Below are 24,431 nucleotides of genomic sequence, written 5' to 3'. Positions count from 1 at the left end.
GGTTGTTAAGGTTACTGACTTCCACTGCAACCTCACGCCGTTATTGTTTTCCACTTGTTCCGGTAACCGGGCTTTCCAGGTGCATGTTTATCAGGTTATAGCGGTAAAGAAGTTGCCTGATGTGCAGTTCGGTTTGCAACTGTAAAGCACCATGTTGGATGCCGGAATCACCTGCCTGTATCAACTGGCGCAACCGTTCTTCAGCAGGAAGATGCTGGCGGAAAGCTTCTGTAATGCCAAAAACTTGTGACTTTAGCTCACTGACAGTCATGTACTTGCCACGCTTCTCATCCAGGGTATTAAGCTTGTCAGCAAGATGTTCTAGTTTTGCCATACCTTCTTGCCAGCCGTTTAGCTGTGACAAAGTCAGAGCATTTGCTTCGGCCTGTTGTTGCCAGTCTCGCGTCATCTGTTCCATAGCCGTATTGTATGGCAACAAAAATGTAGCCTGCGATAGTAGCTGCCGGGAGTATTGGTGCTGCCAATCTGGTGGCAACGTTGCCAACCAGTTGAGTTGTTCACGGGTTTGTTCCTTCAGTGTTTCACTACCCTTGCGTTTTGCTCCCACGTACTGGCTCAAAGCCACTCTCTGTTCTTTTGGTACAGCCCCTGGCAATGGAGTAAGTGAAGCTTTCAGTTGCGCCAGAGCCATGGGCTGTGTATTCAGGTAATCCCATCCCCAGACAGCGATGCCACTCAACATTAACGCAGTGCCAGCCCCAGCCAGAAACATCCCTACATTTCTATGCTTCAATTTCCCTGGGTGTGGCTGTATATCAACACCCACTGTTGGTTCATGGGGAACAATGTAAACCAAACGCTCCGGGGACGGGCGCAAGGGTTCAGCAAACGAACTGACTGCCTGAGCAGGCAACACTATTCCCTGAGCAGATTGCGCGCCAGGCGGCAAATTCTCCAGCCGGATAATGACCTGTGTTATCTGTTGCTGCAGTACATCCAGTTGGCTTGTTTGTTTAAGTTCATGGCGACCAAGTGTCTCGCTGAGTTCAGCCAGTGCTTGTTGCGCCTGGTAGAGTTCAGCAAGGTCATCCGGGTCGCGGTAGCTCTGGGTGCGAAAAACAGCCTGTAGCCGCTGGTTAAGGCCAGTAATGATTTCCATACGCACATGAATACTCACAGGCCACATCACTGACCACTGGTGAGCGGCTAATGCATTAATCAAAGCAAGCCCTTCATTCATGCCAGCTACGCCAGCAATGTGCATACGTGCAAGGGTGTACCATGCCGCACTTTGTAGCTCTACGCCGTTATGTTCAAATAACCGAAGGCAGCGTATTTCGGCATTGTGCCAATTCACATCGGGCCGGGCGGGGTGAGTGAGTTTCATCATTTCATCGCGCAGAGCGATATAGTCAGGCTGAGAGCGTGGGTCACTGCCTGTACGAAGGTGTTTTCGGGTATTCACAAGTCTGTTCCGTCAGTGGTGAAAAAACTTAAAAACCAGGCGAGTTGGTAATAAATTGCTGTTGTTTCAAGTGCCTGAGCAGCACCTTACCTTCAGGCATAAACTGTGTGCCATAGCGCACCAGGCCAATATCTTTCAGTTCAGCATCAATGGCATAACGCAGTTCACCAGGTTGCACCTGTGCCAGCATCACTACAGCAATCTTTTTCAGGCGAGGCTCATATTTAAGCAAAACAGCGGAGAGAGTGCGCATTAGCTGGTGAGCCGTCCCCGGCATTCCCTGAAGGATATCCGCCATGTCAGGTAATCCATAGTCTGGTAAGTGCGCCAGTGTACCTGCCCGGCAGTTAAGGATTCGCTGCATGTTGTCCAGCACAGACAAAATAACCTGGTTTTCCTCACTCACCTGAAACAAGTCCAAACCGCTGTTAAAATTACCGCTGAGAATCTCATAAAGAGAAGGTGATCGATGTTTCCTTTGCATTACTAATCCTTAACGGGTAATAACCGCAGACTGTTCGTACCCAACTCGATTATGCGTGCTTTATCTACTGATAGGGACTCACGCTGAATGATGAGTTTCCAATTGTTAGCTGTTTTATCTGGATTGCGAAACAGCCCCGCAATACCCACAAATTTGGCTCCGGCTTCAAGAGGGACATCTAACATGGCATCACCGCCGGGCTTAACCACCACATCGCGGGTTACCAGTAAGTCCTCTTTAAGGCTGTTTTCACCATCACGAAGCAATTGTTCATAAACTATCTTTTCAAATTCCTGGCTGTCTTTGAGTTGATAGACCCGCACAACGACAGGCTCCGAAAGTGAGTGGTTCTCTCGTGAATCGGTGTTAAGTGCTTCGCGAGCCGTAAAATCCAGGTGCAGCACTTTGATCTGTTTGTAAAAAACTGCGTTAAATACAGATTTACTCCCATCGGCCACACTTTGTGTTAAACCACACCCAACCAGGCTAAATGCCAACACCGGCACTATCCAGAAAAATTTGCTACTTAAATTGGTACCTGACACGTCGGTTTCCTTCTCGTTGTGTTGCGGGTTGCAGGCCATAGTAATAGCCAAGTTCAGTGGTAAAAGTTGGCGGGATATCCCCAGGCACGTTATCCCCTTCAACGCCCAGCACGCCATTTATGCCCAGCCACAATGGCGCATCGCCCAGAGGGGGCATCCCCAATGCTTCAGTGCAAACCGTCAGTTGAATTTTTGCCTTAAAGCGCCATCCGAGATAAACACGCAACATAACCAGGAAGTCTTGATACAACTGGCCATCAGGCCTCCAACTCTGGGCCTCCAGGGGATTTTCCGTGTTAAGTGTTATTAATAGCTGGCTACTTGCATCCATAACTTCATCACCCAGCGGCATATTGCCATCCAACAAAATATCGTCGCCGTTACAAAAACCCAGCGGATGGCTTATTTCTACAGGGCGCAGGCAATAAGGGCTTACTTTCGCTCTGGTTTCAGGTGCCAGCAGTGCCACCAACGCCCGAATCCCTTCCTGGGTTTTACCTGGTTGGCGCAACATGCCTAACAGCGCTAAAAACCGCGATACAGGCGTGCCAATATGCTTCGCCATACCAGGTATACCTAAGCCAACTAACCCTAATAATGACTGCGAGATATTGTCTGTTCCGCCAGGTTCAAAGGACGCCGGATAAGAATATTTACGCCAAATGCGGTAAAACTGAGTGAGAATGCGGTGGTTGAATATATCCAAAAAGCCTTGTAGTGCCTCATGGCCTTCACGTTTTTGCGTGATGTCATCGAGATACGCAGTTGGCAATGGCGAATCAACACCATACAGGCCCATAAACGTGGTACGAATAACAGGAGGATTAGCACTGACTTCTTCATCATACTCCACACGTTTTAGTTCACTGACCGGGAATCCCATACCGGGATGAGGGCAAAAACGTACCGGGTCATCTACCGGATGGTTGGTGGAACCTAATGGTGGGCTACCTGGCCGTTTTTTTTCCAGTAGCTGACAGAATCGATAGAAATTAATCCGGTTCAGTTCTTTTTCCAGACGCGGGCTCAGCCTGGAATGCGACGGCTGTGTTTCTCTTCCCATTCCAGGCGCTCTCCGGTTGGTTGCAGAGTGATTATTAGGCGATTAAACAGATAGATGTCGGTATACAAGGCAAAAAAACGACTTAACATCTCACCAAACAGGCATATGTCACCTCTTCCGGCGAAACCATGGCTGTCCAGCGTTACATCAATTTGCACACCACGAACCAGGTAACCTTGTTCAAAACGTTCGGTTTCAGAATGCTTAACATGAATAATGGCTTCCAGCCGCCGTCGATTCATCTCGCTGCCAGTCCATTCGTAAAGCGCCAATGTGCCGCGCAAGACCTCCGCGTCCTCCATCATGGACAAAAAGCTACTGCCGAGATGGCTGAGGATACGCCAGTGAAAACGGTCTTGCTCTGGAGGGTAAACGGGTAGTGTAGGAGCACACAGATTGGTTACAGTGACACTGACATCAGTCGCTCTCATTACTGTATCCAGCACTGTGCTTTGCAACGCCCGGCGTGGCAGTTGCCCATTCGTCCCGGTTAGTGTGAGAGACAGGCTTTCATCATCTGGGACAGTATGGTTATCAAATGCCTCCCCGCCCAGAATCAGCCAGGTGTTATGCAAACCAGATGGGCCACGGCGAACCCGGGTATGATAGTAATACTCAGGTGCCTCATGGCACATCATGCCGCCTTTATGACGAAAGCTTGAGAATGGCACATAGGAATGTGAACTGGATGAGGTCACCACATCGACCGCGTAAATCTCTGTGTACCCGTCCTGAATCCGCATTGGCGTTAACAGGTATTCCGTTTGCAAAGAATTTATATTGAGCGGGTCTGACTCCAGCCGAAACAAATTAATAACGGGTACACAGTTCATGCGTATATGTTTTTCGCTAAAACTGAAATCATGCTCCCACCGCTGAGCCAGAAGAACTTCAATTTCGAACCACTGCAAATCAGGTGGGAACTGGATGGAATCCAGACCACGCAAACCACTGAACATAAACTTCTCACGGAAGGTGAAATATTCAAGCAATAGCTGATAGCCGCTGAAACTACTGGTGCCTTTTGACCACAGGCAATCCTCATCATCAAAACCATGAGCCGTAAAATAGCCGTCAAATTCACGTATTTCACTGCCATCTGATAAGTGCAACCGCATCCGGTCCACATTCATGGTAAATGCTTCGTGCATAGCACAGGCCAGCGGGGCATCAGCATTAAAATAAAGCGGCAGTTCACTCAGGTTAATCTGGCTCCAGTCTGCAAGGTTACTGCAACTGAAGCGGAAATTAATGACTGAACATCCATTCTGATTAGTTTTCAAAGAGACCTTTTCCAGCGAAAGTGGGTACAGGCCAAGTTCGCGGGTAGTGGTGTAGCAGCACTGGGTTGCCTTTTCGCCTATTGGCCGGGAAAGCACTTCAAAACCTTTACGGATCTGGTGCCTTTCCTTCATTTCGCGCCAGTCTGGGGAAAACTCAACAATGGATAGCGAAGGAATCGTGCGCAGGTAATGGGGCCACAACAAGCTGACCAGCCCTTCTGTGAGTTCGGGCAAGTCATCATCCAGTTTTTCCCGCAACCGCCCCATTAAAAATGCGAACCCTTCAAACAAGCGTTCGACATAGGGATCACGGGCGCCGGATTTATCAAGATTAAGCATGGCCGCCCGGTCCGGGTAAGCCTTGGCAAATTCTTCACCCGCTTCTTGCAGGTAACGCATTTCAGCGTCGTAATAACGCAGGGTTAAATCATCCATAATATTTTCTACTTAAATAATTACTAAAAGTTAATACCAAATATCTTTGTCAGAACTTTGGATGTAAATAAATCACTTACTCCGCCCTTCACCTTTAATATTTTTATAAAAGCTATTTATCCAAACATCATAGCAGGCAATGCCACTTTTCATTTTTATGTGTATTAATACAAACCAAAAGGCGACATTAACCCCCCTGTAACTTAAGAGAGAGCGAATAAAAATATTGAGATTAATTTTTATTTATAAATCACGCAGCAACTAAATCAATTATATAATAACACCCAGCTAATTTACTCATAAGTATCTTGTACCACAGAAGGGATAAATCGGGCTTTACAAGGGCAGGAACTTACACTCTCAATGGTACCGGCAAGCTTACGCCCATGGAGAGTATCATTTATTACTCCTCCCTGAATTACGTAAATAAAAGGAGAGCGACCACAAGAGACTTTATCTCCCTCACACGCAACCGGCATACCAAACAACTTGTGGTCCGTTGCGCCTCCTATAATTTTCCCACCGCAGGTTGTTATATCTCCCATTACCAGATAATGACCTTTAGCCATAACGAGTCTCTCCTTTAATTACTCATCTGATTATTCAATTGCATAATACTGCAGCACGAGCAGGATCCAGTGCAATCAACCCGGATAACAGGGCGTCCATATCAGCCTGAAGGCGCAATTTATCGACGTCATTACGCCCAGCTTTTGCTCTGAGTAACCTTACCCAGCGGGCTTTAACTTCAAACATAAGTTCGGGTATCCAGTGATCCAGAGTGAGAGCACTGGCGCGGTTGTCCAGGTCACTTAACAAATGTAATGCCAGCTCATTTTTATTGTACTGTTCAGCTACTCTTGCCATTAGCAGGCGAACCATCCACCGGTCCTTAGCAGAAGAAAAGCCAGGGCGGCATTGCAACCAGTTTAATGCCGTTTCAACGCCTTCGGTGTCTGCGAGCTGTATCACTTCTGCCTCAAGAGCCAGTACTGCATCGCCGGATAAGTCTGGTGCATTAACCGGTTCTTCTTTCCAGCTATTACCATCATCCAGCACATTGGCATTAATCCAGTTCAATGTGACTTCGTCGGCAAAAGGGGTACCGTCGTCAAATGCCAGGGTTTCTAACCCAGGAAGCCGGGAAAGCAACCCCTGCAGGTCGCGGCAAATAATATCGGCACGAACAGTGTCGTCATCTATTTTGAGCAAGGCTTGCCAGATATACCACTGCACATCAAGCCACAGGTGATTAACCCCCTGCCCCAGCAAATTATCTGCACGCTCAAGTAATTCACTCCAGCTTTGCTGCAGATACAAGCGCTTCAAGTGTGCCCGGTTATCTGGTTTTGGTGGTACCAGACGTGTACGGCCTGCTGAGTCCAGTGGAGGTAAGGTTGCCAGCGTATCCCAACGCACACTTTTTATCAGGTGATGCCCTGCAAGCCAGCCACCAGGTTGCTCACGTAAGTAGGCGACCAGCACTTTAGCTTGATCAAGAAGATCCCTTCCAGAAGATACCGAGGAAATTGATGGCGCTGAAGAGCGTGTTACGGGTGGTGAACTCCCCTCTTCACGGCTATTTTGTGGCACAAGGCTATTAGCCCCTCCACTTTGTTCCAGGCGCTGGTTTAACCCCTGGTAGAGAGGTGCCAATACCGGTCGGGATGGCTCATCTAACTGTTGAATAGCCTGTTCCACCAACAGTAATGCCCCGGTAATGCGTGGCATTACAGCCATATCCACTTCGGGGTACAGCAAAAGGCTGTCCATAATCTTGCGGCTGGTTAACCATTCGAGCGCAGATTTTCTGGTGCGTTCTCGTAAAGGGTGTAAACGGGAGCCATACCGTTCAAGCATACCGGCCAGCAATTCAAGCCCTTCTGCAAACCCGCTTTCACCATCCTGGTGTAAGCGAGCCCAGACATAAAACGTGATCACTCTCAGATCTTTACTGGTATTGGTAAGTAGCTTTTCAGCCAGTTGGCAAATCAGGGTGGTATCTATGCCTGTAAGCTTGTTAACTTCATTCCGCACCATCTGGAAATCATCGTCGTAACCAGAGTCTCCCCCTGTGGGTTCGTTATCGCTGAGAGGTTTAAGCCAACGTTCCCAGTTAACAATATGTGCCAGGGTTTTCGCTCGTAGAGTATTTTCATCTGTTTCACAGGCGGAAATAAGATTCTGGAGGGCACTCATTCTTCAATTCCTTGTTGTAATACTATGGTGCTGTCTTGAGGTGAATATTGCCCGGAAGTATATTTCCCCACGGTAAATATCTGTTCTGGCAGCCGAAAACCACGCAATGACAATAGAGCTAATGGCCCTTTTCCCAGTTGTGAACGTAATACCCACTCCAGCTTCCGGCCATCCGGCGCTGTGAAACTCATCATCCACTCACTGCGGCTAAGAGGCTTACTGGTTCCCTGTTCCAGCCAACGAACCAGCCCCCAAGTGCCGGTATAATCACCAAACAGACGAGTACCGGCCCGGGTTGATGCCCATGTCAGCATCAGCCCGGGTTGGTATGTTTCCCCCGGCCAGCGGAAAGTATGCCAGTCGGCCATTTGGTTAAAATAGTGCAGTTGTTGCCCATCAATGTTCAGGCGAGTTTCCACCACTTCTGGTGACGGGCGCGCTTGTAGTTCAAAGCGAATACCTTGCTGGCCATCGGTAAACAGAATCGCGGCTAACTGGCTCAGTTGGTTTACCGCATCCAGAAAGTCTGGGTTGAATGTCAGCCCCTGGCTGTTAGCACTATCTGGCACCCACCGGCTGCCCTCCTTATGCAAGACACCCCCCAGTTGTGTGGACAAGAAACGGTCAATCCGCCCATTATCAGCACGAATAAATTCCGCCAGCATTGGCAGTGATACCTCACTTTTGCTGTCGGCCATTGGGTAACGCCCACCAAAAGCTGTCTGCCAGTCGGCCACCACAGAGCGTTTCCAGTGGCCATTCAGGCTTATGGCTGACGGGTGCAAAACCGATTCCCATGCCCGAGTCAGAGGCTCCACAAATACCGTGCGGCCAAAACCGCTCCACTCTTCCCCAAGGCTCGCGGCCATCAGGCTGCCATACTGGCGCGTATCTGTCAGATCCACACTTTTTCCCTGAAACACAGTTTGAGCCAGGGACTGCATCATTTCCTGTGGGTCTGGCGCTGCAGCCACTTGTTGCAGGCGCAGGCGCACTCGTGTAATACGCGTTAGCCATGTTTGCAGGCTTAAACTGCTGTCTGCCGTTATCACACTGGAACCACCAGAAATACCTGCCAGCGCCAACAGGGGAGCAAAAGTATCATCCAGAGGCCCTTGCGGTTCAGCGGCAAGTTGGTCAATAACAGGCCGCTGGCCGCCAGTCAGATTCTTAACCGGGCGTAAAAGAATGCCTGACAATCCTTCCCCCTGTCGGCCTGTTTGCCCCTGCCAGGCAAGTGTATTCATCAGAGCAATAACCGGAGACTGGCGCACATCACTTATCAGTGTCAGTTGGTCGGTAACATCGGCAATTGTGTTTGCTGGGGTCAGTTGAAGGCTGTTGAGAAAATTCAGCCAGGCCCCAGCGAAATCAGTAAAATACCGCTGTGTCAGCCGGGTTTTCAGCGCTTCAGCCGTAATGTCTTCCGACACACTGTTCCGCCCATCACTCAGGACCCAGTCAATTTCTTCTCGCCGTGCATTTGCTGCCCGGTCAATGGCCTGGGCAACACTATTTTCCCAAGCCTGGCGGGTAAACATTCCCGGAACCACTTCCCGGGTTGAGAATAATCGCCCTACTTCTGTGCCGTTTGTCATGTCTTCCAGTGTGACATCGGCCACATTACGCCGCACGGCCAGCAAAATGTCGTTATAGAGTGTACTTTCCGCATTGCGCTGGCCCACTTGCTGTAACAACACCTGGCGGCTCCAGGTTACCAAGGCATTGTCCGGCGTAATGGCCCAACCGGGCTGAGATGGCAACAAAGTTAGCCAAAATTCCCATAAATCCGGTGCCAGTACCTGCCATAACCCAGAAGACACACCGGGCAATGTTGGCTGCACGCTTTTCATTACTTCGACATAAAGAGTTGCATCCACCCGTTCTGGCTGGGACATCATCAGCCAGGCTTTTAGTTGGTCATAACCTGATTTAGCCAGTTCTGCTCGCTGGCTACTATCTGGCGGGGTATTCACCAGTGTACGTAATGCCTGTGCCAGCACCTGGCTGGCCGAGTCACGTATTAGGTGGTTATTCGCCCTGCCGTAATAAGGCAGTAACGCATCCAGTAAAGGCTGGCTATGATCCAGACCAAAACGCCAGTACAAGGGCGCGCGCCGCTGGATGTGGTATTGCAAGCGCCCGGCTTCGTTACGCAGGGCGTGCAGAGCAGTGAGTTGTTCATCAGAGACTGGCGGATTTGCATTCAAAGAGTGAGCCCGAGCCGCGACACTGGAAATATGGCGGTAATTAACCGTTGCTGAAATCAACAGGCCGGTGAACCAGACAGCGCACAGAGCCGCCAGGCTCCACGCAAGTACCGGCTCCCATGGGCGGCCCACTCGGAAACCACGTACCCGCGCACAACCATTCAGTACCCCCTGCCAGGTTGGTGACAACACCAGCGCATGAGGATGCAATGGAAGGTTCTTCTTACCATTATTTTTTTCCACAGGCTCAGGCAGGCTGAACATCACCCCTCTTAGTGAAATGCGCGATGATGCACCTTGCAGCCAAGGGAGCAATTGAGCCTTCCATTGCTCGCTACCCCCTTGCCCCAGTTGCCATGCAAGACGCAGCAAGAAATCATATGACCAGTTACTTCCCACCTGCGCCACCCCTTGCTGGCGTAACTGTGGCAACAGCGCATTTAGCTGTGCTTTCACGTCATCCGGCATTGCATTGCGTGGCAGGGTTACGCCCACAGCCTGTGGTTCTCTGCCCTCTTGCGGCCATGCACTGGCACACAGTTGCCACAGCCAGACAGGGGGAGAATAACGCAGGATTTCACTGATCTTTTCCAGGCTACGCAGGTCTGTGTCGCTGCGCTGGGGCGTTAGAGCCTGGTCGGTGTCCAGTACCCGAATAATAGCGTCCAACGGGCGGCTGCGGCGCAGTTTACGCAGGGCATCAAACGTTTCAGTATCAGGCAGGCTATCCAGGTTACCGCCGTATATCAGCACTGTGCCGTTGCATTCCAGCCACTGGTTTTCCTTAAGACCAGGAACCAGGCGACTGACAGCACTGTCATCACCGGTAATCAGTAGCAGGCGGACTTTGCGGTGCCAGAATGGCCCGGAGCGATTTCGTAGATAATCACAAATTTCGACATTTATAGCACATGAAGTCTCTGCTGACCCTTCGTTACTGGCTATTGCTATATCATCTCCTGTTATACTATTTATCTTAGCCTCAAATTTATTTCTTCCTCTTTCATGAAAAAATACAAACAGAGAAAAACTGGCAATGGAAAATAAAATAGCACTATTTCTGGCATAAGCTTCCCATTTATTCCACAAAGGTGTATCACGTACAATCCCTAACCAGCCCGGGTAAAAATGAACAACATAATAGAGAAGACATAATGCGAGCAAGACACTGATGACCAGAAGCCAATAAGCTCTGTCATTTTCTTTTAGCCACTTTTTTATTTTTTTCATTACGTACCGTCCTTAGCAATAAAGCATGGAGATATAGCCACACCCCAAATATTGGCTGAACCCTTTTCCCGTATAATTAAAAGATGATACTCAGATTTTTTATTCACCGATTGCGTTGCTGCAGCGATAGCCAGACTCATGCCAGCTTTATCTGGGTCTCCAATAAAATCACCAAAATTGTGAATACCGGTCTGCCGGTTAACCCCTGTTAAAAGTCCATTTTCAAGAGATTGCATTAATACATTATACTCATGGGTTCCCCCCAAAATACCACTAACCCAAATATGTTTTGGTTTATCCATACTCACAGGCACCCAATCTAATGCCTGGGTAATTGCATCATGAAGGTGATTTGTGTGTTTTTCTACAGATTCAGGTCTGTGGATAAAAGCCAGTGGAGGAATTATGTGTTGAGTAAGTCTATTACCTAATAATATACAACTGATCACTTCAGCAGACATTGCAGTATGCTCAGGCACGTATTGTAATCCAATAATTAACAAAACTGCATTGCTACGAATATTATTATCAAGCCAGTCATCAATAACCCCAAGGCCAGAACCATTAATATGTATATAAGATTGCTGTATACCCACTGTCTGCCATGCCTGTAACCATAAGTTATTAAGTTTATCATTTGATATTGATGATGATGTTTCAAACAACAACATAACAGGATTATTTACAGGCAACTGAGAGAGCGGCTCTGCTATTTTTTTAGCCAGTTCAAAAAATAGCATCCTAACATTACACTCCTCATTTTTTCCCGCCATTCTATCTAACTGGCTTAGGTGAACATTATCCTCTGCCAACCATGACTGCTGAGAAAAAAGCACATTATCATTGTTCAAAAGATTACTAGTCACTGGTGTAAATGGTGTATCAATAAGTGAATGAGCAGTACAACACTCAGCTGCCAGGATTTGTAATGATCTGCGCCCCCGACGAACCTCCTGGAGAATAACCTCCTCTCTCTGCTTGTCCCATGCATTAGCAGACACATGTTTTAATGAGCAGACAAAACATACGCAATAAAAACCAGAAAAAACAAAAAACACAGGTACTAAAATAAAATAAAAACCACCCGTAATATTCGTAAAAAAATATAAAATAAAAATATACAAAATCACCAAAAAAGAAAATAAAATAAGCCATCGATTAATCCCCATTATTTTTGGCCGAAGGCTCACACCAGGTATCTTTTTCAAATCAACAGGCATAGTTTCATCTTAAATTAAGTAAACAAAAACACTCGACTGAGTGGTGTATTTAAAGAAAAAATTCACATATAGCGAACACCATATAAAATGATGCATATCACACATAGATGTGAACTACACCTGTGATATCGTGGTGGATTCCCGCTCCATGGCTTCCGGCCAGACATCGGCCTTGCGGGGTTGCCAGAAGTCTGCGGTTCCGGCATTGCGCGGCGGTGGCAGTTCATCATCGTGCTGCATGTACATGCACAGGTAACTCCAGATTTGGTTCAGTTGCTCCCGCTCCCCCCACTCTTTCGCCAGCACAAATCGCTCCACCACCTGGTGGGTGCCGGGTTCACACAACGCCCCATACAGGTGGTAACCGCGGATACCCGGGGTGCTTTCAAAATGGACTTCTCCGTGGATATCTGCCCAGTTATACACACTGATACGGATTATGGCTTTCCGCCAGGGCTGCCAGGGCTGTTTATAGTTATACACATAGAGTTTTTGCCGCTTGCGGTTCAGGCGTATTGGAAGACTGCGAGGTTCGATAAAATAGGTTTTAAAACAAAAGTAGGCGATTACAAACTTGAAGACAGAAGCTAATAACGTCATCAAAGTAAATACATATATACCCACACTAAAAACGAATACATTTAAAAAGAATATATATGCAATGGTAAATATTCCCCAACCAAGTACCCCTCCCCACATCACCTCAATCCGGTAACGGGGCACTTCCAGGTAAATATCATTCCGCTCTGTCAGCCAGCGCAGTTGTGGCGGCACCAGCTGGGGCTCATGGTTTTCCGGCAGGTCTTCACACCAGTTATTGTGTTTGGGGTGCAAACGGGGTGTGGGGTAATCAAACTGTATAAAAGACATGGTTATTCATCCTTGTTAGCGTATCAGTCCATATGGGTGGCCGTTGCCGGTGTGTCTACGGTGTGCTGGTGGATTCCCGCTCCATGGCTTCCGGCCAGGCATCGGCCTTACGGGGTTGCCAGAAGTCCGCGGTTCCGGCATTGCGTGGCGGTGGCAGTTCATCGTCGTGCTGCATGTACATGCACAGGTAACTCCAGATTTGGTTCAGTTGCTCCCGCTCCCCCCACTCTTTCGCCAGCACAAATCGCTCCACCACCTGGTGGGTGCCGGGTTCACACAACGCCCCATACAGGTGGTAGCCACGGATACCCGGGGTGCTTTCAAAATGGACTTCTCCGTGGATATCTGCCCAGTTATACACACTGATACGGGTTATGGCCTTCCGCCAGGGCTGCCAGGGCTGTTTATAGTTATACACATAGAGTTTTTGCCGCTTGCGGTTCAGGCGTATTGGCTGGCTGCGAGGCTCTATGAAAGTAGTTTTCAATCCGTGGAGGAACAACGATAACAATACAGTAGTTCCGCAACTGCCTAATAACATAGCGACATAATCATAACTCCCCCACCCATACTGAATTATTAGTATGATTATCATCAGTAAAGCCCCACCAAGTGGGAACAGGGCAGCACAAAGCATTCCCCCCCACATCACCTCAATCCGGTAACGGGGCACTTCCAGGTAAATATCATTCCGCTCCGTCAGCCAGCGCAGTTGTGGTGGCACCAATTGGGGCTCATGGTTTTCCGGCAGGTCTTCACACCAGTTATTGTGTTTGGGGTGCAAACGGGGTGTGGGGTAATCAAACTGCATAAAAGACATGGTTATTCATCCTTGTTAGCGTATCAGTCCATATGGGTGGCCGTTGCCGGTGTGTCTACGGTGTGCTGGTGGATTCCCGCTCCATGGCTTCCGGCCAGGCATCGGCCTTGCGGGGTTGCCAGAAGTCCGCGGTTCCGGCATTGCGTGGCGGTGGCAGTTCATCGTCGTGCTGCATATACATACACAGGTAACTCCAGATTTGGTTCAGCTGCTCCCGCTCCCCCCACTCTTTCGCCAGTACAAATCGCTCCACCACCTGGTGGGTGCCGGGTTCACACAACGCCCCATACAGGTGGTAGCCACTGATACCCGGGGTGCTTTCAAAATGGACTTCTCCGTGGATATCTGCCCAGTTATACACACTGATACGGATTATGGCTTTCCGCCAGAGCTGCCAGGGCTGTTTATAGTTATAGACATAGAGTTTTTGCCGCTTGCGGTTCAGGCGTATTGGAAGGCTGCGAGGTTCAACAAAATATACTTTTAACACCCAGAGCCCCGAAGAAAAAGGAATCAATGCACCAAGTAGCCCAAAACACAGAGCTACCCCATCACCCATAATCAAACCAAAACAACTAAAAAAAATTGAACATGCAAAAAATAAAATAGCAAGGACAATCCAGGCTCCCCACATCACCTCAATCCGGTAACGGGGCACTTCCAGGTAAATATCATTCCGCTCCGTCAGCCAGCGCAGTTGCGGCGGCACCAGTTGTGGCTCATGGTTTTCCAGCAGGTCTTCACGCCAGTTGTTGTGTTTGGGGTGCAAACGGGGTTTGGGGTAATCAAACTGCATAAAAGACATGGTTATTCATCCTTGTTAGCGCATCAGTCTATATGGGTGGCCAGTTGCAGGTATTCGTCCGGCAGTGATTTATCCGGCCACCAGACCACCGACAGTTCCGCACGCTTAAAACGGGTGGTGTTAAGGGGAAAGGTGCCGTCCAGTTGCAACCCGTGGGGCTCCGGCTTTTTCTGCTCACCGTTTTTTTCCGGCTGTGAGCCCGCTGTCGTGGCATTGTCTTGCGGGCAGGTGCCGTCTGATGCCGGGCCCTGAACCGGTTGTTCTGCCCTGGCCCTTCCGGTGTCATCCTGCCGGCCCGGCTCCGGTGCCTGTTCCCGGGTAAACCAGGTTTCTGCCAGCGTGGTGGCGGCAGTGACCTGCCTGACCGGTTGGGGATTCGGCGCCATGACATACGCGCGGGAATACTGTACCCGCAGGGCTTCATAGGTCTGTGGCTGTAGTGGTGGCAGGTTACCCTGCTGGTCTGCGGAGGCACTGCATGCCAGTACCTGGCGTATTCCCCCGTGGGTGATACCCGCCAGTTCCACCCGCCAGGCGGAGTTTTCCGGGTGGCAGTCTGCCAGAATGACCCGGGCCGCCAGCAGACGGGTGCCCGGTAATGGAGCCGCTTTGCTCAGCGCGGCCAGCCGGTCATAACGCAGTTGCACCGACACCCCGCTGGTTATAATCGCCAGCGCGTCCAGGCACTCCTGCAGGTCTTCCAGGCTTTGCGGGTGCCAGACCGGTTCGCGTTCATCGCACCTGTTACGGTTACCAAAGCAGCAGTGGCTCAGCCAGCGCTCCAGCGGAGAGCGGATATAGCGATTGCCCAGCGCCACCAGGGTGGCGGCCAGAATACCCAGGGCAATACACCAGCCTACCGGGCCAAGCAGAGCGAAATGACCGATTTTACTGAAATATAGACCAATAAAACCTGCTATAAATGTGGATACTGCTGCTGCACCATAAAGATAGAATGCCATTACATCGCTATTCTCCTTTAACTCCCGGGCTCGTAATCCCAGTGCAATCCCCTGAATAATCACCGCCAGCCCGGCAGTCATACCAGCAACTTTAAGTAACGCCTCTCCCTTGTTAAACAGGTTCAGTACCGCCGCACTCTGCCCCACAATTTCCACGGCTGACGCCATCAGTATCAGCACACCGGATGCCAGCGCCATTTCTGCCTGGGTGTCGCCGGGCATCGCACTTTTCAGGGCTGCCAGATTATCGGCAGTGGTGCTGACCATCACCCCGGCCAGCACCAGACCCAGCACCCCGCTCTGCAGGTGCGGAGAAATCCGGGCCTGCGCCCGGGCCACGCGTTTTATCTCTGCATCACTGAGGGCGATATCCCCGTTTTTCAGCGCACTGCTCATCGCCTCCGGGGTCATCCCCGTTACCCCGGCCAGCAGCTCCGGGCTGTTCAGCGGCAGTGCCAGCCGCACCCTGATTCTGCGGTTCAGTATCTCCGCATCCGTTATCTGTGGTGGGTGCCGGGCACTGGTAGTGCGGGTAAGCTGCCCGTCCGGGGCCGTGCGGGTGGTCCATAAAGGCCGCCCGTGGGCGGTTAACTGGCGGCGGACCTGTGACTGGAAGTCCCGCACCGTCATCTCCCCGGTAAAGACCCCCACACCCGGGCCACCGGTGGTGGCACTGCCCACCGCCATCACCACCCGCTCCACCCCGTTTCTGACCCTCTCAGGCAGGGTATGGCGCAGGTGAGCAAACGCCCCGCTCACCGCCGTGACCAGGCTCGCCGCCTGGCGCTGGTACACCTCACTGTTCACAAACTGGCTGACTTCGCTGCTGGTGAGGGCTGATTTCAGGTCGGCATACGAAAACAGCCCGCCGAACACCCCGGCAGACACTTTCTGCCCCCCCAGCATGGCCACAAACAGCGGGCTGGCCGGGTTCTCCAGCCAGGCGCGCCAGCCGGAAAAATCCGCGTGGCCTTCCGCTGGCCCGGCCCGCTCTTCCGGCACGTCTTTATGCGGCCCGCCATGCAGGCAACTGGCCAGTGTGCGCAACAGAAACGACCAGCTGAGCACACTACGCTCCGGCGCATAGTCGTCCTGCATTATGCCCTGCCAGGCGGCAGAGCCCTGCAGCCGCGCCAGGTCCTGCCAGATGGCTGCAATACGCCGGCGATGGCTGCCCACCATGCTTTCATATTCACGGGCAAACTCCGCCCGGGCAGGCTCATGATAAAACCGCTCCATCCGTCTTAACGCTTCATGCGTTCTGAGGGCCACCTCCGCCTCCCGGCTCAGGCTGAACGAGGCGTGGTAACCCGGCGTGGAAAACCCTTTCAGTTGCGGGTCATTATGCACCCGCAACCGGGTGCCTTCACGGAGTGCCAGAATGCTTTCCGACACCATCAACTGGTGAATCACCTTCTTTTGCCCGGTGTACGCCGCCAGCGCGTCCGTCACGTCCAGCCGGCTGTGGTTTAATTCCTGTACCACCCCGACAATGTCATCCAGCACCACGGCACTGACCGGCGCACCGTACTGTTGCTCAGCACGGGCAAGGTGCAGCCCCAGCACCCGCTGCTTTTCCCTGTTCGTGCGCGGATAAAAGCCGTGCGCCCCGCCCGGGGTGCCGCCACGGCCGGCCACCGACGGGAAAGATTCCACGGCAAACTCAGCAACCTGTGCTTTCAGGGTGTCCAGGGAAGGCTCCAGCGCCCGGTGCCGGTGCGGCTGCGTGGCGCTCACCTGCCCCCCGGACAGGGTCAGTTGGGTAAAACGCGCAGACGGGCCGTTTTTGCTGCGCCAGGCATCCAGGACGTCCATGCTCCACGGGTCGCTGCTGAATGCCATGCGAATATCCGTGTGATGGGGTGCGACGGTGATAAAACTGGCCAGGATGTCATGGTGCTGTCTCCGGCAGGCGGTATTCAGGGGCGGGATGTCCGGGCTGGCCGGCATCTCTTCCACATTAAACTGGCGCAGGTACCCTTCCGGGGTCACCTGGTACCCCTGCCAGATTTCCCCGTCCAGCAGCACATAGACGTACCCGCCACGCAGGGTGCGCAGGGCATACTTGAATTCCCCACCCGCCAGAGGAACCGCCGGTTCAGGCACCGCCGGACGCCAGGCAGGATGCACCAGAAAAGCGGGCACAGCCGCCACCCGCAACGGGTAAATGGCCACACCCTGCCGGCTGCAGGCTTTACAGCCAGAGGGCGCTGCCGCAGCCTGGCGTGCTGCGAGTGCATTACGGGCAATCTGTTCTTTGATATTCATCGCCGGAACTCCTTTCCGTTAAAGGCCCGGCAGGATGCAGGGCCTGCCAGACTGAATCATCAATGTTTTCTATCACCTGGGTGAAATACAGGCTGGGGGTATCAGCTACTTGCTGTAACAGTGCTTGTATAGCGGGATGTTGCGTCATATCAACGCCCAGAATCAGGTTATTGAGCGCAAGAAAAAAACGGTCACTAAAATGATGAAGTTTGCTTTCCCCTGAAGTTATCCATGCATCCGTTGCCAGAGATACCGCATTTTCTGAAAGCACTGCGCACTGTTTTTCCCACTCAGACAACAAAAGCCGTATTGGGTGAATACTGTTTAATACCTGTTCCGCTCGCCAGCTAAGGCGGCTACCGTTATTTTGTTGCTCACCCCGTAATGTGATTAACCTTCCAGTGACAGACGCTATGTGCCACGCGTTAACAGGTGCGAGCAGCGATGCCAGCAACGCAGGCTCAGCAACCATACTCAACAACTCAAGCCTGAATGGTTCATAAACAGGCACAACACTGTCAGTTGTTAGCCTTGTACACAATTCAGCCAGCCAGTTTGCCATTTCTTTCGGGGGTAGCGGTGAACTTAACCACCCACAGATATAGCGCTTCTCATGCAGCACTTCATTGCGTGAATACATTTCACTATCCTGAACCAGCATGGCATCACAGGACGCCTGCGGTGGTGCCAGTAACAATAACTGAGGGCAATGTTCAGGTGACCAGGCAAGGTCGTGCCTGGGAACAATAGAAAAAGCCTCACGTCCGGCTGTTTGATAGAGATTATCCACATTCACCGGGCTCCAGGGTGCCACTGGTTTGATGGGGTCGAGTAACAGGTAACGATACTCATCGGACTGGGCATTGAGATTATCCAGCAGCGACATGTCCGGAGCATTCATCAGCGGTTATTCTCCACACAGGTTGCAGTTGGCGGTACACTCACCGGCGATGGGCTATAACTCTGCGCGATTTCCCTGTGCCAACTGGTGCATTTAATATTCAGATCTCCGGGTGTCATTAACGTGATACCTGAAGGCTCTATTACCAAAGCAGTCTTCCCGCTGGACAGAGTAAGTTTATTACTTGACTGGAGTGTTATTTCGCCATCTTTACTGGTGAGATTCATCGCGTTAAGCGAGGTCAAGGACATTTCCCCACCCTGCGCCTGAATATCCACTTTGCCTTGATTCGCGAATATTTTAATACCCAACGTTTTAGCAAACAGGCTGACCATTTCTCCGGCAGCAACCGTGAATTTTTTAAATACGCTGAAGTCGCTATTTTCTCCGGAGGTTTGAATGAAATTTTGCCCACTACTGATCTGAATGCTTTGTGGCGAGACTTGTGCAATTCCGTCTGGCGCACTCAACAGCAATGCGGACATCTGCAGGTCTTTTAATGAAGATTCGAGCAAATCCTTTTGCGCACGGAGTTGTGCCAGCTCGGCCTGAGCAACAGACACAGCTTCACTTAATGACTGCGCCAGCCCATGAGCCTGTCTGAGAGTACCTAAGGCAGCATCCATTGCCAGTACATTTCCCTGAGCTTTAATCTGCGCGTCAGCAGTTATAAATAACCCAGCCTGTGCACGTATTGCCCCCCAGCGATCAGTCCGTAACTCAATTCCCTCGCCGCGTTTTTTCTTCTCACTATCCACCAGGTGGCCCAGATTTAACTGGCTTTTGCCACCGTACTCAGTGGAAATTTTGATATGCTCCCGGCCGCGGTTATCCTCCAGGCGGATTTTATTGTTCGCCGGAGTGCGTAACACATTGCGGCGATAATTACGGATAGTGACCAGGTCCGGATGTGTTGAGTCATGCAGCACACCGGCAATATAAGGGCGGTCGGGGTTACCATCTTCAAACCCTATTGCCACCTCGGTTCCTGCCAGTAAAGGTAAGTGCAGGCCGAAGGTATCACCACCATAAGGCCGCACCTGGCGTAACCACATGCTTTCCGAACCCAGTTCCCAGTCATCCCGGTCGAACAACATGTTGACCCGATAACGCCCGAACTTATCAATATGCCCATAGGCGTCGTTTTTCTTTGTGCTGGTGACTCTGGCGGGTAACGTCCCGGCCATGACTGGCCGGCAGCCCCGAGATGGGCGGAAACTGTAATCCGGGTTAGTTGGGATAGCGCCAAAACACACCAGCAAGCTCTTGTCGCGCCGTGCATAGCAAGTAATGGTGGTGATCGCCACCCCGCGGGTAAAGTCTTCCGTCACCTCATGGCCGCCGGTGACCTTCAGTACCTGCCCAGGGCACAGCGTGGCGCAGCTAGACATTCCAGACAGCGTTGCCTGCCCGTTCAGATAGCGTTCATGGCGCATTCGGGCGTAAAACACCCCATTTTCAGGTGGAGAGTTGTGTTCATAAACACTACCTGGTGCGCGGTAGTTATCGGCATAGTGGTACGCTTCACCATAAGTACCGGGGTCGTCACGGGCAACGTCCACCCGGATATTCATGTCCTCTGCGGCTTCCCGGTAGTTGTAATCCCGCAAGCTAACTGCTTTTTCAACCACCTGATACCGGCTCTCCAGCCCCCACACGGACTCTTCTCCCCGGTCAAGCTGCCCGGAGACCGGAACAGAAGGCAGCACAGGGCCGGTTTCGTAGCCTTGTCGGCTATCGTAGAACTCCGCAACATCAATGTTCAGGCGCGTGTCAGTAGTGAAGCGAAACCAAATCCCCACTTCGCCGAGCAAACGAGTAATAAACTGCAAGTCGTCCTCGTTATACTGCATTACCTGTTCACGGCGTGGGTATGTTTTGGTCAGTGAAAAAAGAAAGTCCTGGCCACGCATTTTATGGCGTTCACGCAGGATTTTTTCCACAATTTGCGGAACTGACATATCCTGGTAAATCGCGTTATGGCGTGTACGGCAGAGTAGCGCCAGGCGCGGTTGCAGCGTCACGGCATAATGTGTTTCATCTTTTGAAGTGCTGAGGCGTTCAAGCCCGGTTACCACACCTTGAATAGTGCGGACAGGTTGGCGAACTTTAATACCGTAGCCCTGGTCTACAGGCGCTTGTAGCGTCAGTGAGCCTGCTTTCATCAGCATATTTTCCCTGCTGATGCCGTGGTCTGTACTGGTAAACTCAATACGATAACTAAATGGCTCACTCAGCGCCTCACGGCCTTCAAAAGCCAGCACGTCCGGCTCAGATTGGCAGCCTTTAATCGTCAGTAAATGGTGGCTGTGGCTGAATAGCACCCGGGACGGATTGCTGCTCATTCCACACCTCCATTGTCAGGGGTATCACCATTACCGGCATGCGTGCCAAATACCAGGGTTATCCCTTCCGCTTCATGCCAACCCAGAGTCAGGCTCTGTGGAAGCTGTTTCTGCGCCAGGTAAGCCAGCAGTTGCTGGCTCAGTACTGGCAAAATTTGCTGGTTAAGCAGGCTGTCGATATTGCGCGCACCGGTATCGGGTAACAGGCAGGCGCAGGTTAATGCGTCATACAGGTTATTTTCTATTTGTGTTTTCAGCCCATAATGTCGCTGCAAACGCTGGCTCACCTGTGCCAGTTTCATTTCGACGATAGAGCGCATAGCAGCAGGTGACAACGGGCGATAAATTACTGTTTGGAAACGCGCCAACAGCGCAGGCTGAAAATGATCACGCAATAAAGGACGCAGTCGTTCATGCAAATCCACATCTTTGACTTCAGGTTGGTCATCTTGCATTTGCATCAACAAGTCGCCACCCAGATTAGATGTCATCAATATCACTGTATTGCGGAAGTCTATTTCGCGGCCTTCACCATCGCGCATAAAGCCGCGGTCAAAAACCTGATAAAACAGATTCATCACATCCCTGTGAGCCTTTTCAACTTCATCCAGCAACACCACGCTGTAGGGGCGTTTACGCACCGCTTCAGTCAGAATGCCACCTTGCCCGTACCCCACATAGCCTGGTGGTGAGCCTTTTAGCTGGGATACGGTATGAGGCTCCTGGTATTCCGATAAGTTAATGGTGATCAGTGATTTTTCACCACCGTACAGCGTGTTGGACAGTGCCAGTGCGGTTTCTGTCTTACCGGTTCCACTCGGGCCAACCAACAGAAAGACTCCCTGAGGGCCGTTTTCTGGTGTCAACCCAGTTTTGGCGGCCCGCAACCGTTGGGCAATAGCATTCAACGCGCCATCCTGGCCAACTACCCGTTTGCCGATTTCATGTTCCAGGCTTAGCAACTCAGTTTGTTCGTCTTTCATCAACGAAGAGAGCGGTACCCCTGTCCAGTCTGCAATAACATTTGCTACGGTGCGCGGTTCAACATCTGGGTAGATCAGCGCCTGTTCCTGCTGAACTTCACGCAACTGTTTAAGCAAGGAAGCTCTTTCCCCTGAGCCAGATGCATCGCCTGCGCAACCCAGAATTTGTTCGGTCAAAGCCCGCTCTTTGCCGTATTGAGCCTCCAGTTCATCAAGTGCCACCACCAGACCAATTTCTTCTTGTTCGAGGGCGGTAATGCGCTCATTGGGCACATCACCACCAGCATCAATATCTTCCTGAAGTGCTTTGCGCTCCATTTCCAGTGCGGTAATGAGCGAACGGTGATCAGTCAAAGCTTCCGGCAATGTATCGAGGCTCATACGAACACGGGCTGCGGCGGTATCCAGCAAATCGACCGCTTTATCTGGCAACTGGCGCCCGGTCAGGTAGCGGCGTGACAGAATCACTGCAGCACGCACAGCATCATCGGTAATATGGACACCATGATGTTGCGCATAACGTGGCTTAAGGCCTCTGAGCATCAGGCAGGCTGTGTCGTCATCGGGTTCATCAACTTTCACCATTTGGAAACGGCGTTCCAGTGCGGCGTCACGTTCAAAATATTGTTTATATTCGCTCCAGGTCGTGGCTGCGATAGTACGCAGTTCACCGCGGGCCAAAGCAGGTTTCAGCAGATTAGCTGCATCGGCCCCACCCGCCTGGTTCCCGGCACCAATAATGGTGTGAGCTTCATCGATAAACAGGAGAACGGGAATATCTGACTGCTGCACGGCATCAATAATATTTTTCAGCCGTTGTTCAAATTCGCCTTTAACACCAGCACCAGCCTGTAACAGCCCCAGGTCCAGAGTACGCAGGGTGACAGGTTTCAGGGATTCAGGAACATTCCCTTGCGCGATACGCAAAGCCAACCCTTCCACTAACGCTGTTTTTCCAACACCCGGCTCGCCAACCAGAATGGGGTTGTTTTTGCGCCGCCTCGAAAGAATATCTACCATCTGGCGAATTTCAGTATCGCGCCCAAATACCGGGTCGATGTCCCCTTTGCGGGCTTTGGCGGTCACATCAACGGTAAATTTATCCAACGTATTTTGTAATGCGTTGTGCGATGTTTCTGTATTTTCTTGTTGGCTTTCCGGGCGCCCTTCCAGGGTGACATTATCCGCAAGTGGATGCGCCAGTTTGGCATCATGCTGTACTTCTGGCCGTTCATCAGATTGAGTATTGAGAAGTGGGCGCAGGCGTTCTAGCTGGATTTGCGCCAGCGTCAACAGTGGCCATAAGCCATCACAGGTGACAAGACGAGGTTTGTTAACCAGAGCCATCAATAGATGAATACTGCGAATCTGTTCTTCCCCGGCCAACGAAGCCCGCAACCAGGCTTCCTGCAATAAAGCCAGAAGATCATCAGAAAGTTGTGGTCGGTTATGGACCTTTAGGGGTAACGCATCCAGCCAGTTCATCAGGCTCCGCCACAGCGCATCCATATCCCACTCATAACGTCTCCCCAGCACCGTCAAATCCCCTTCTCCCTGCTCAAGTAACTTGAGTAGCCAGTGTTCAGGTAGAATTTTTGCGTGAGCCCGGGTTTGACATAAAGATGCCGCACCTTCAAGAGCACGGGCGCAGTACGGGTTAAGACGACGTAACAGGATCGCGGAATTTTCCATATTCTTTTACTCGCTGTCAGAGACCTTCAGGCACGCTACCGCCCATCGCTTTTCCTGGTGATAAGGAGCCTTAGCGCATCCGGTCTGGTTTGGGGTTTGTAGTATTTTTTGCTGAGCCCCCGCATAACAGATGCTCAGCAAAAAAGAAAAGCGGGCAGCCGAAACTGCCCGCGTTGGCGACTTATGCGGTGGCGCGCTCATTCCATGAATCGGAATGAATGATGTTGCCGTCTTTATAAGTCCAGGTGATTTTTTCGTAACGCAGTTCAATGCGCTCCAGGTGATTGTGTTTCTCGTAGGATGGGTCTTTGATGTCATGCATGACCGGGTTTACCCTCACCACTTTCACATTCTCAAGTTTGGTGTTGAAGTACTCCACTTCCTGGCCTGCATCATTGATTTTGTACCACTTGAACTCTGCTGACTGCAGCGTCTGCCCTGTGGTCACAGCCTTGTATAAGTACGGGCTGGCGGAATCAATTTCTTTGGTGAACAAAAAAGGCGTGTGGATACGGGTGCCGGTTAGTTTTCCGGTGTTGTTATCAGTCGGGATATACAGGTTGTGCTCCTGTGCCACCACTTCGACACTCCCTTCACGGTCCTGAACATCAACAGAACCTTTGATATCAGCACCGCCATCGTCTTTCAGCCAAAGATAAACAGGAATTGCCATTTGTTACTCCATTTCGT

At 51.2% G+C, this 24,431-nt stretch carries 17 protein-coding genes; all 17 read right to left on the bottom strand.

Annotated features, from left to right (window positions below):
* Positions 1–40 precede the first annotated feature (40 nt).
* Positions 41–1,426 (bottom strand): VasL domain-containing protein, encoded by a 1,386-nt coding sequence (locus LC084_RS23275; protein ID WP_226569232.1) that lies wholly within the window; start codon positions 1,424–1,426, stop codon positions 41–43.
* A 28-nt stretch (positions 1,427–1,454) separates the two neighbouring features.
* Positions 1,455–1,910 (bottom strand): type VI secretion system baseplate subunit TssE, encoded by a 456-nt coding sequence (gene tssE / locus LC084_RS03000; RefSeq protein ID WP_226569230.1) that lies wholly within the window; start codon positions 1,908–1,910, stop codon positions 1,455–1,457.
* A gap of 2 nt (positions 1,911–1,912) precedes the next feature.
* Complete coding sequence (gene tssJ, locus LC084_RS02995) at positions 1,913–2,455, bottom strand: type VI secretion system lipoprotein TssJ (RefSeq protein WP_226569228.1); 543 nt, start codon at positions 2,453–2,455, stop codon at positions 1,913–1,915.
* Positions 2,433–3,518 carry a type VI secretion system baseplate subunit TssG gene (gene tssG / locus LC084_RS02990; protein WP_226569227.1) on the bottom strand — a complete coding sequence of 362 codons (1,086 nt, stop codon included), beginning with the start codon at positions 3,516–3,518 and terminating at the stop codon, positions 2,433–2,435. Before tssG ends, tssJ begins: the two co-directional genes overlap by 23 nt.
* Positions 3,482–5,236, bottom strand: a complete 1,755-nt coding sequence (tssF, locus tag LC084_RS02985; RefSeq protein ID WP_226569225.1) for a type VI secretion system baseplate subunit TssF — start codon at positions 5,234–5,236, stop codon at positions 3,482–3,484. The genes tssG and tssF overlap by 37 nt, the downstream gene beginning before the upstream one ends.
* A 293-nt stretch (positions 5,237–5,529) precedes the next feature.
* Positions 5,530–5,781 carry a PAAR domain-containing protein gene (locus LC084_RS02980; protein ID WP_226571116.1) on the bottom strand — a complete coding sequence of 84 codons (252 nt, stop codon included), beginning with the start codon at positions 5,779–5,781 and terminating at the stop codon, positions 5,530–5,532.
* A gap of 58 nt (positions 5,782–5,839) precedes the next feature.
* Entirely contained in the window at positions 5,840–7,435 is a 1,596-nt protein-coding gene (tssA, locus tag LC084_RS02975) for a type VI secretion system protein TssA (protein ID WP_226569223.1), read from the bottom strand.
* Positions 7,432–10,875 (bottom strand): ImcF-related family protein, encoded by a 3,444-nt coding sequence (locus LC084_RS02970; protein ID WP_226569221.1) that lies wholly within the window; start codon positions 10,873–10,875, stop codon positions 7,432–7,434. Before LC084_RS02970 ends, tssA begins: the two co-directional genes overlap by 4 nt.
* The gene (locus tag LC084_RS02965) at positions 10,875–12,095 is read right to left on the bottom strand and encodes a hypothetical protein (RefSeq protein WP_226569219.1); all 1,221 of its coding nucleotides are present in this window, start codon (positions 12,093–12,095) and stop codon (positions 10,875–10,877) included. Before LC084_RS02965 ends, LC084_RS02970 begins: the two co-directional genes overlap by 1 nt.
* Positions 12,096–12,209: 114 nt before the next feature.
* A complete protein-coding gene (locus LC084_RS02960) occupies positions 12,210–12,965 on the bottom strand; it encodes a DUF6708 domain-containing protein (protein WP_226569217.1) in 756 nt (251 codons plus the stop codon).
* 55 nt (positions 12,966–13,020) lie between these two features.
* Positions 13,021–13,785 carry a DUF6708 domain-containing protein gene (locus tag LC084_RS02955; RefSeq protein ID WP_226569215.1) on the bottom strand — a complete coding sequence of 255 codons (765 nt, stop codon included), beginning with the start codon at positions 13,783–13,785 and terminating at the stop codon, positions 13,021–13,023.
* A gap of 55 nt (positions 13,786–13,840) precedes the next feature.
* The gene (locus tag LC084_RS02950; RefSeq protein ID WP_226569213.1) at positions 13,841–14,590 is read right to left on the bottom strand and encodes a DUF6708 domain-containing protein; all 750 of its coding nucleotides are present in this window, start codon (positions 14,588–14,590) and stop codon (positions 13,841–13,843) included.
* A gap of 23 nt (positions 14,591–14,613) precedes the next feature.
* Positions 14,614–17,820, bottom strand: a complete 3,207-nt coding sequence (locus LC084_RS02945) for a T6SS effector BTH_I2691 family protein (protein WP_226569211.1) — start codon at positions 17,818–17,820, stop codon at positions 14,614–14,616.
* The gene (locus tag LC084_RS02940) at positions 17,792–18,721 is read right to left on the bottom strand and encodes a hypothetical protein (protein WP_226569209.1); all 930 of its coding nucleotides are present in this window, start codon (positions 18,719–18,721) and stop codon (positions 17,792–17,794) included. The genes LC084_RS02945 and LC084_RS02940 overlap by 29 nt, the downstream gene beginning before the upstream one ends.
* On the bottom strand, positions 18,721–21,066 hold the full coding sequence (locus LC084_RS02935; RefSeq protein WP_226569207.1) for a type VI secretion system Vgr family protein: 2,346 nt from the start codon (positions 21,064–21,066) through the stop codon (positions 18,721–18,723). Before LC084_RS02935 ends, LC084_RS02940 begins: the two co-directional genes overlap by 1 nt.
* On the bottom strand, positions 21,063–23,741 hold the full coding sequence (gene tssH / locus LC084_RS02930; protein WP_226569205.1) for a type VI secretion system ATPase TssH: 2,679 nt from the start codon (positions 23,739–23,741) through the stop codon (positions 21,063–21,065). The genes LC084_RS02935 and tssH overlap by 4 nt, the downstream gene beginning before the upstream one ends.
* A 181-nt stretch (positions 23,742–23,922) precedes the next feature.
* The gene (gene hcp / locus LC084_RS02925; RefSeq protein WP_226569203.1) at positions 23,923–24,414 is read right to left on the bottom strand and encodes a type VI secretion system effector Hcp; all 492 of its coding nucleotides are present in this window, start codon (positions 24,412–24,414) and stop codon (positions 23,923–23,925) included.
* Between the last annotated feature and the right edge of the window lie 17 nt (positions 24,415–24,431).

The organism is Mangrovibacter yixingensis (assembly GCF_020523985.1).
GTDB lineage: Bacteria > Pseudomonadota > Gammaproteobacteria > Enterobacterales > Enterobacteriaceae > Mangrovibacter > Mangrovibacter yixingensis.
This window is presented reverse-complemented; position numbering and strand designations above follow the sequence as displayed.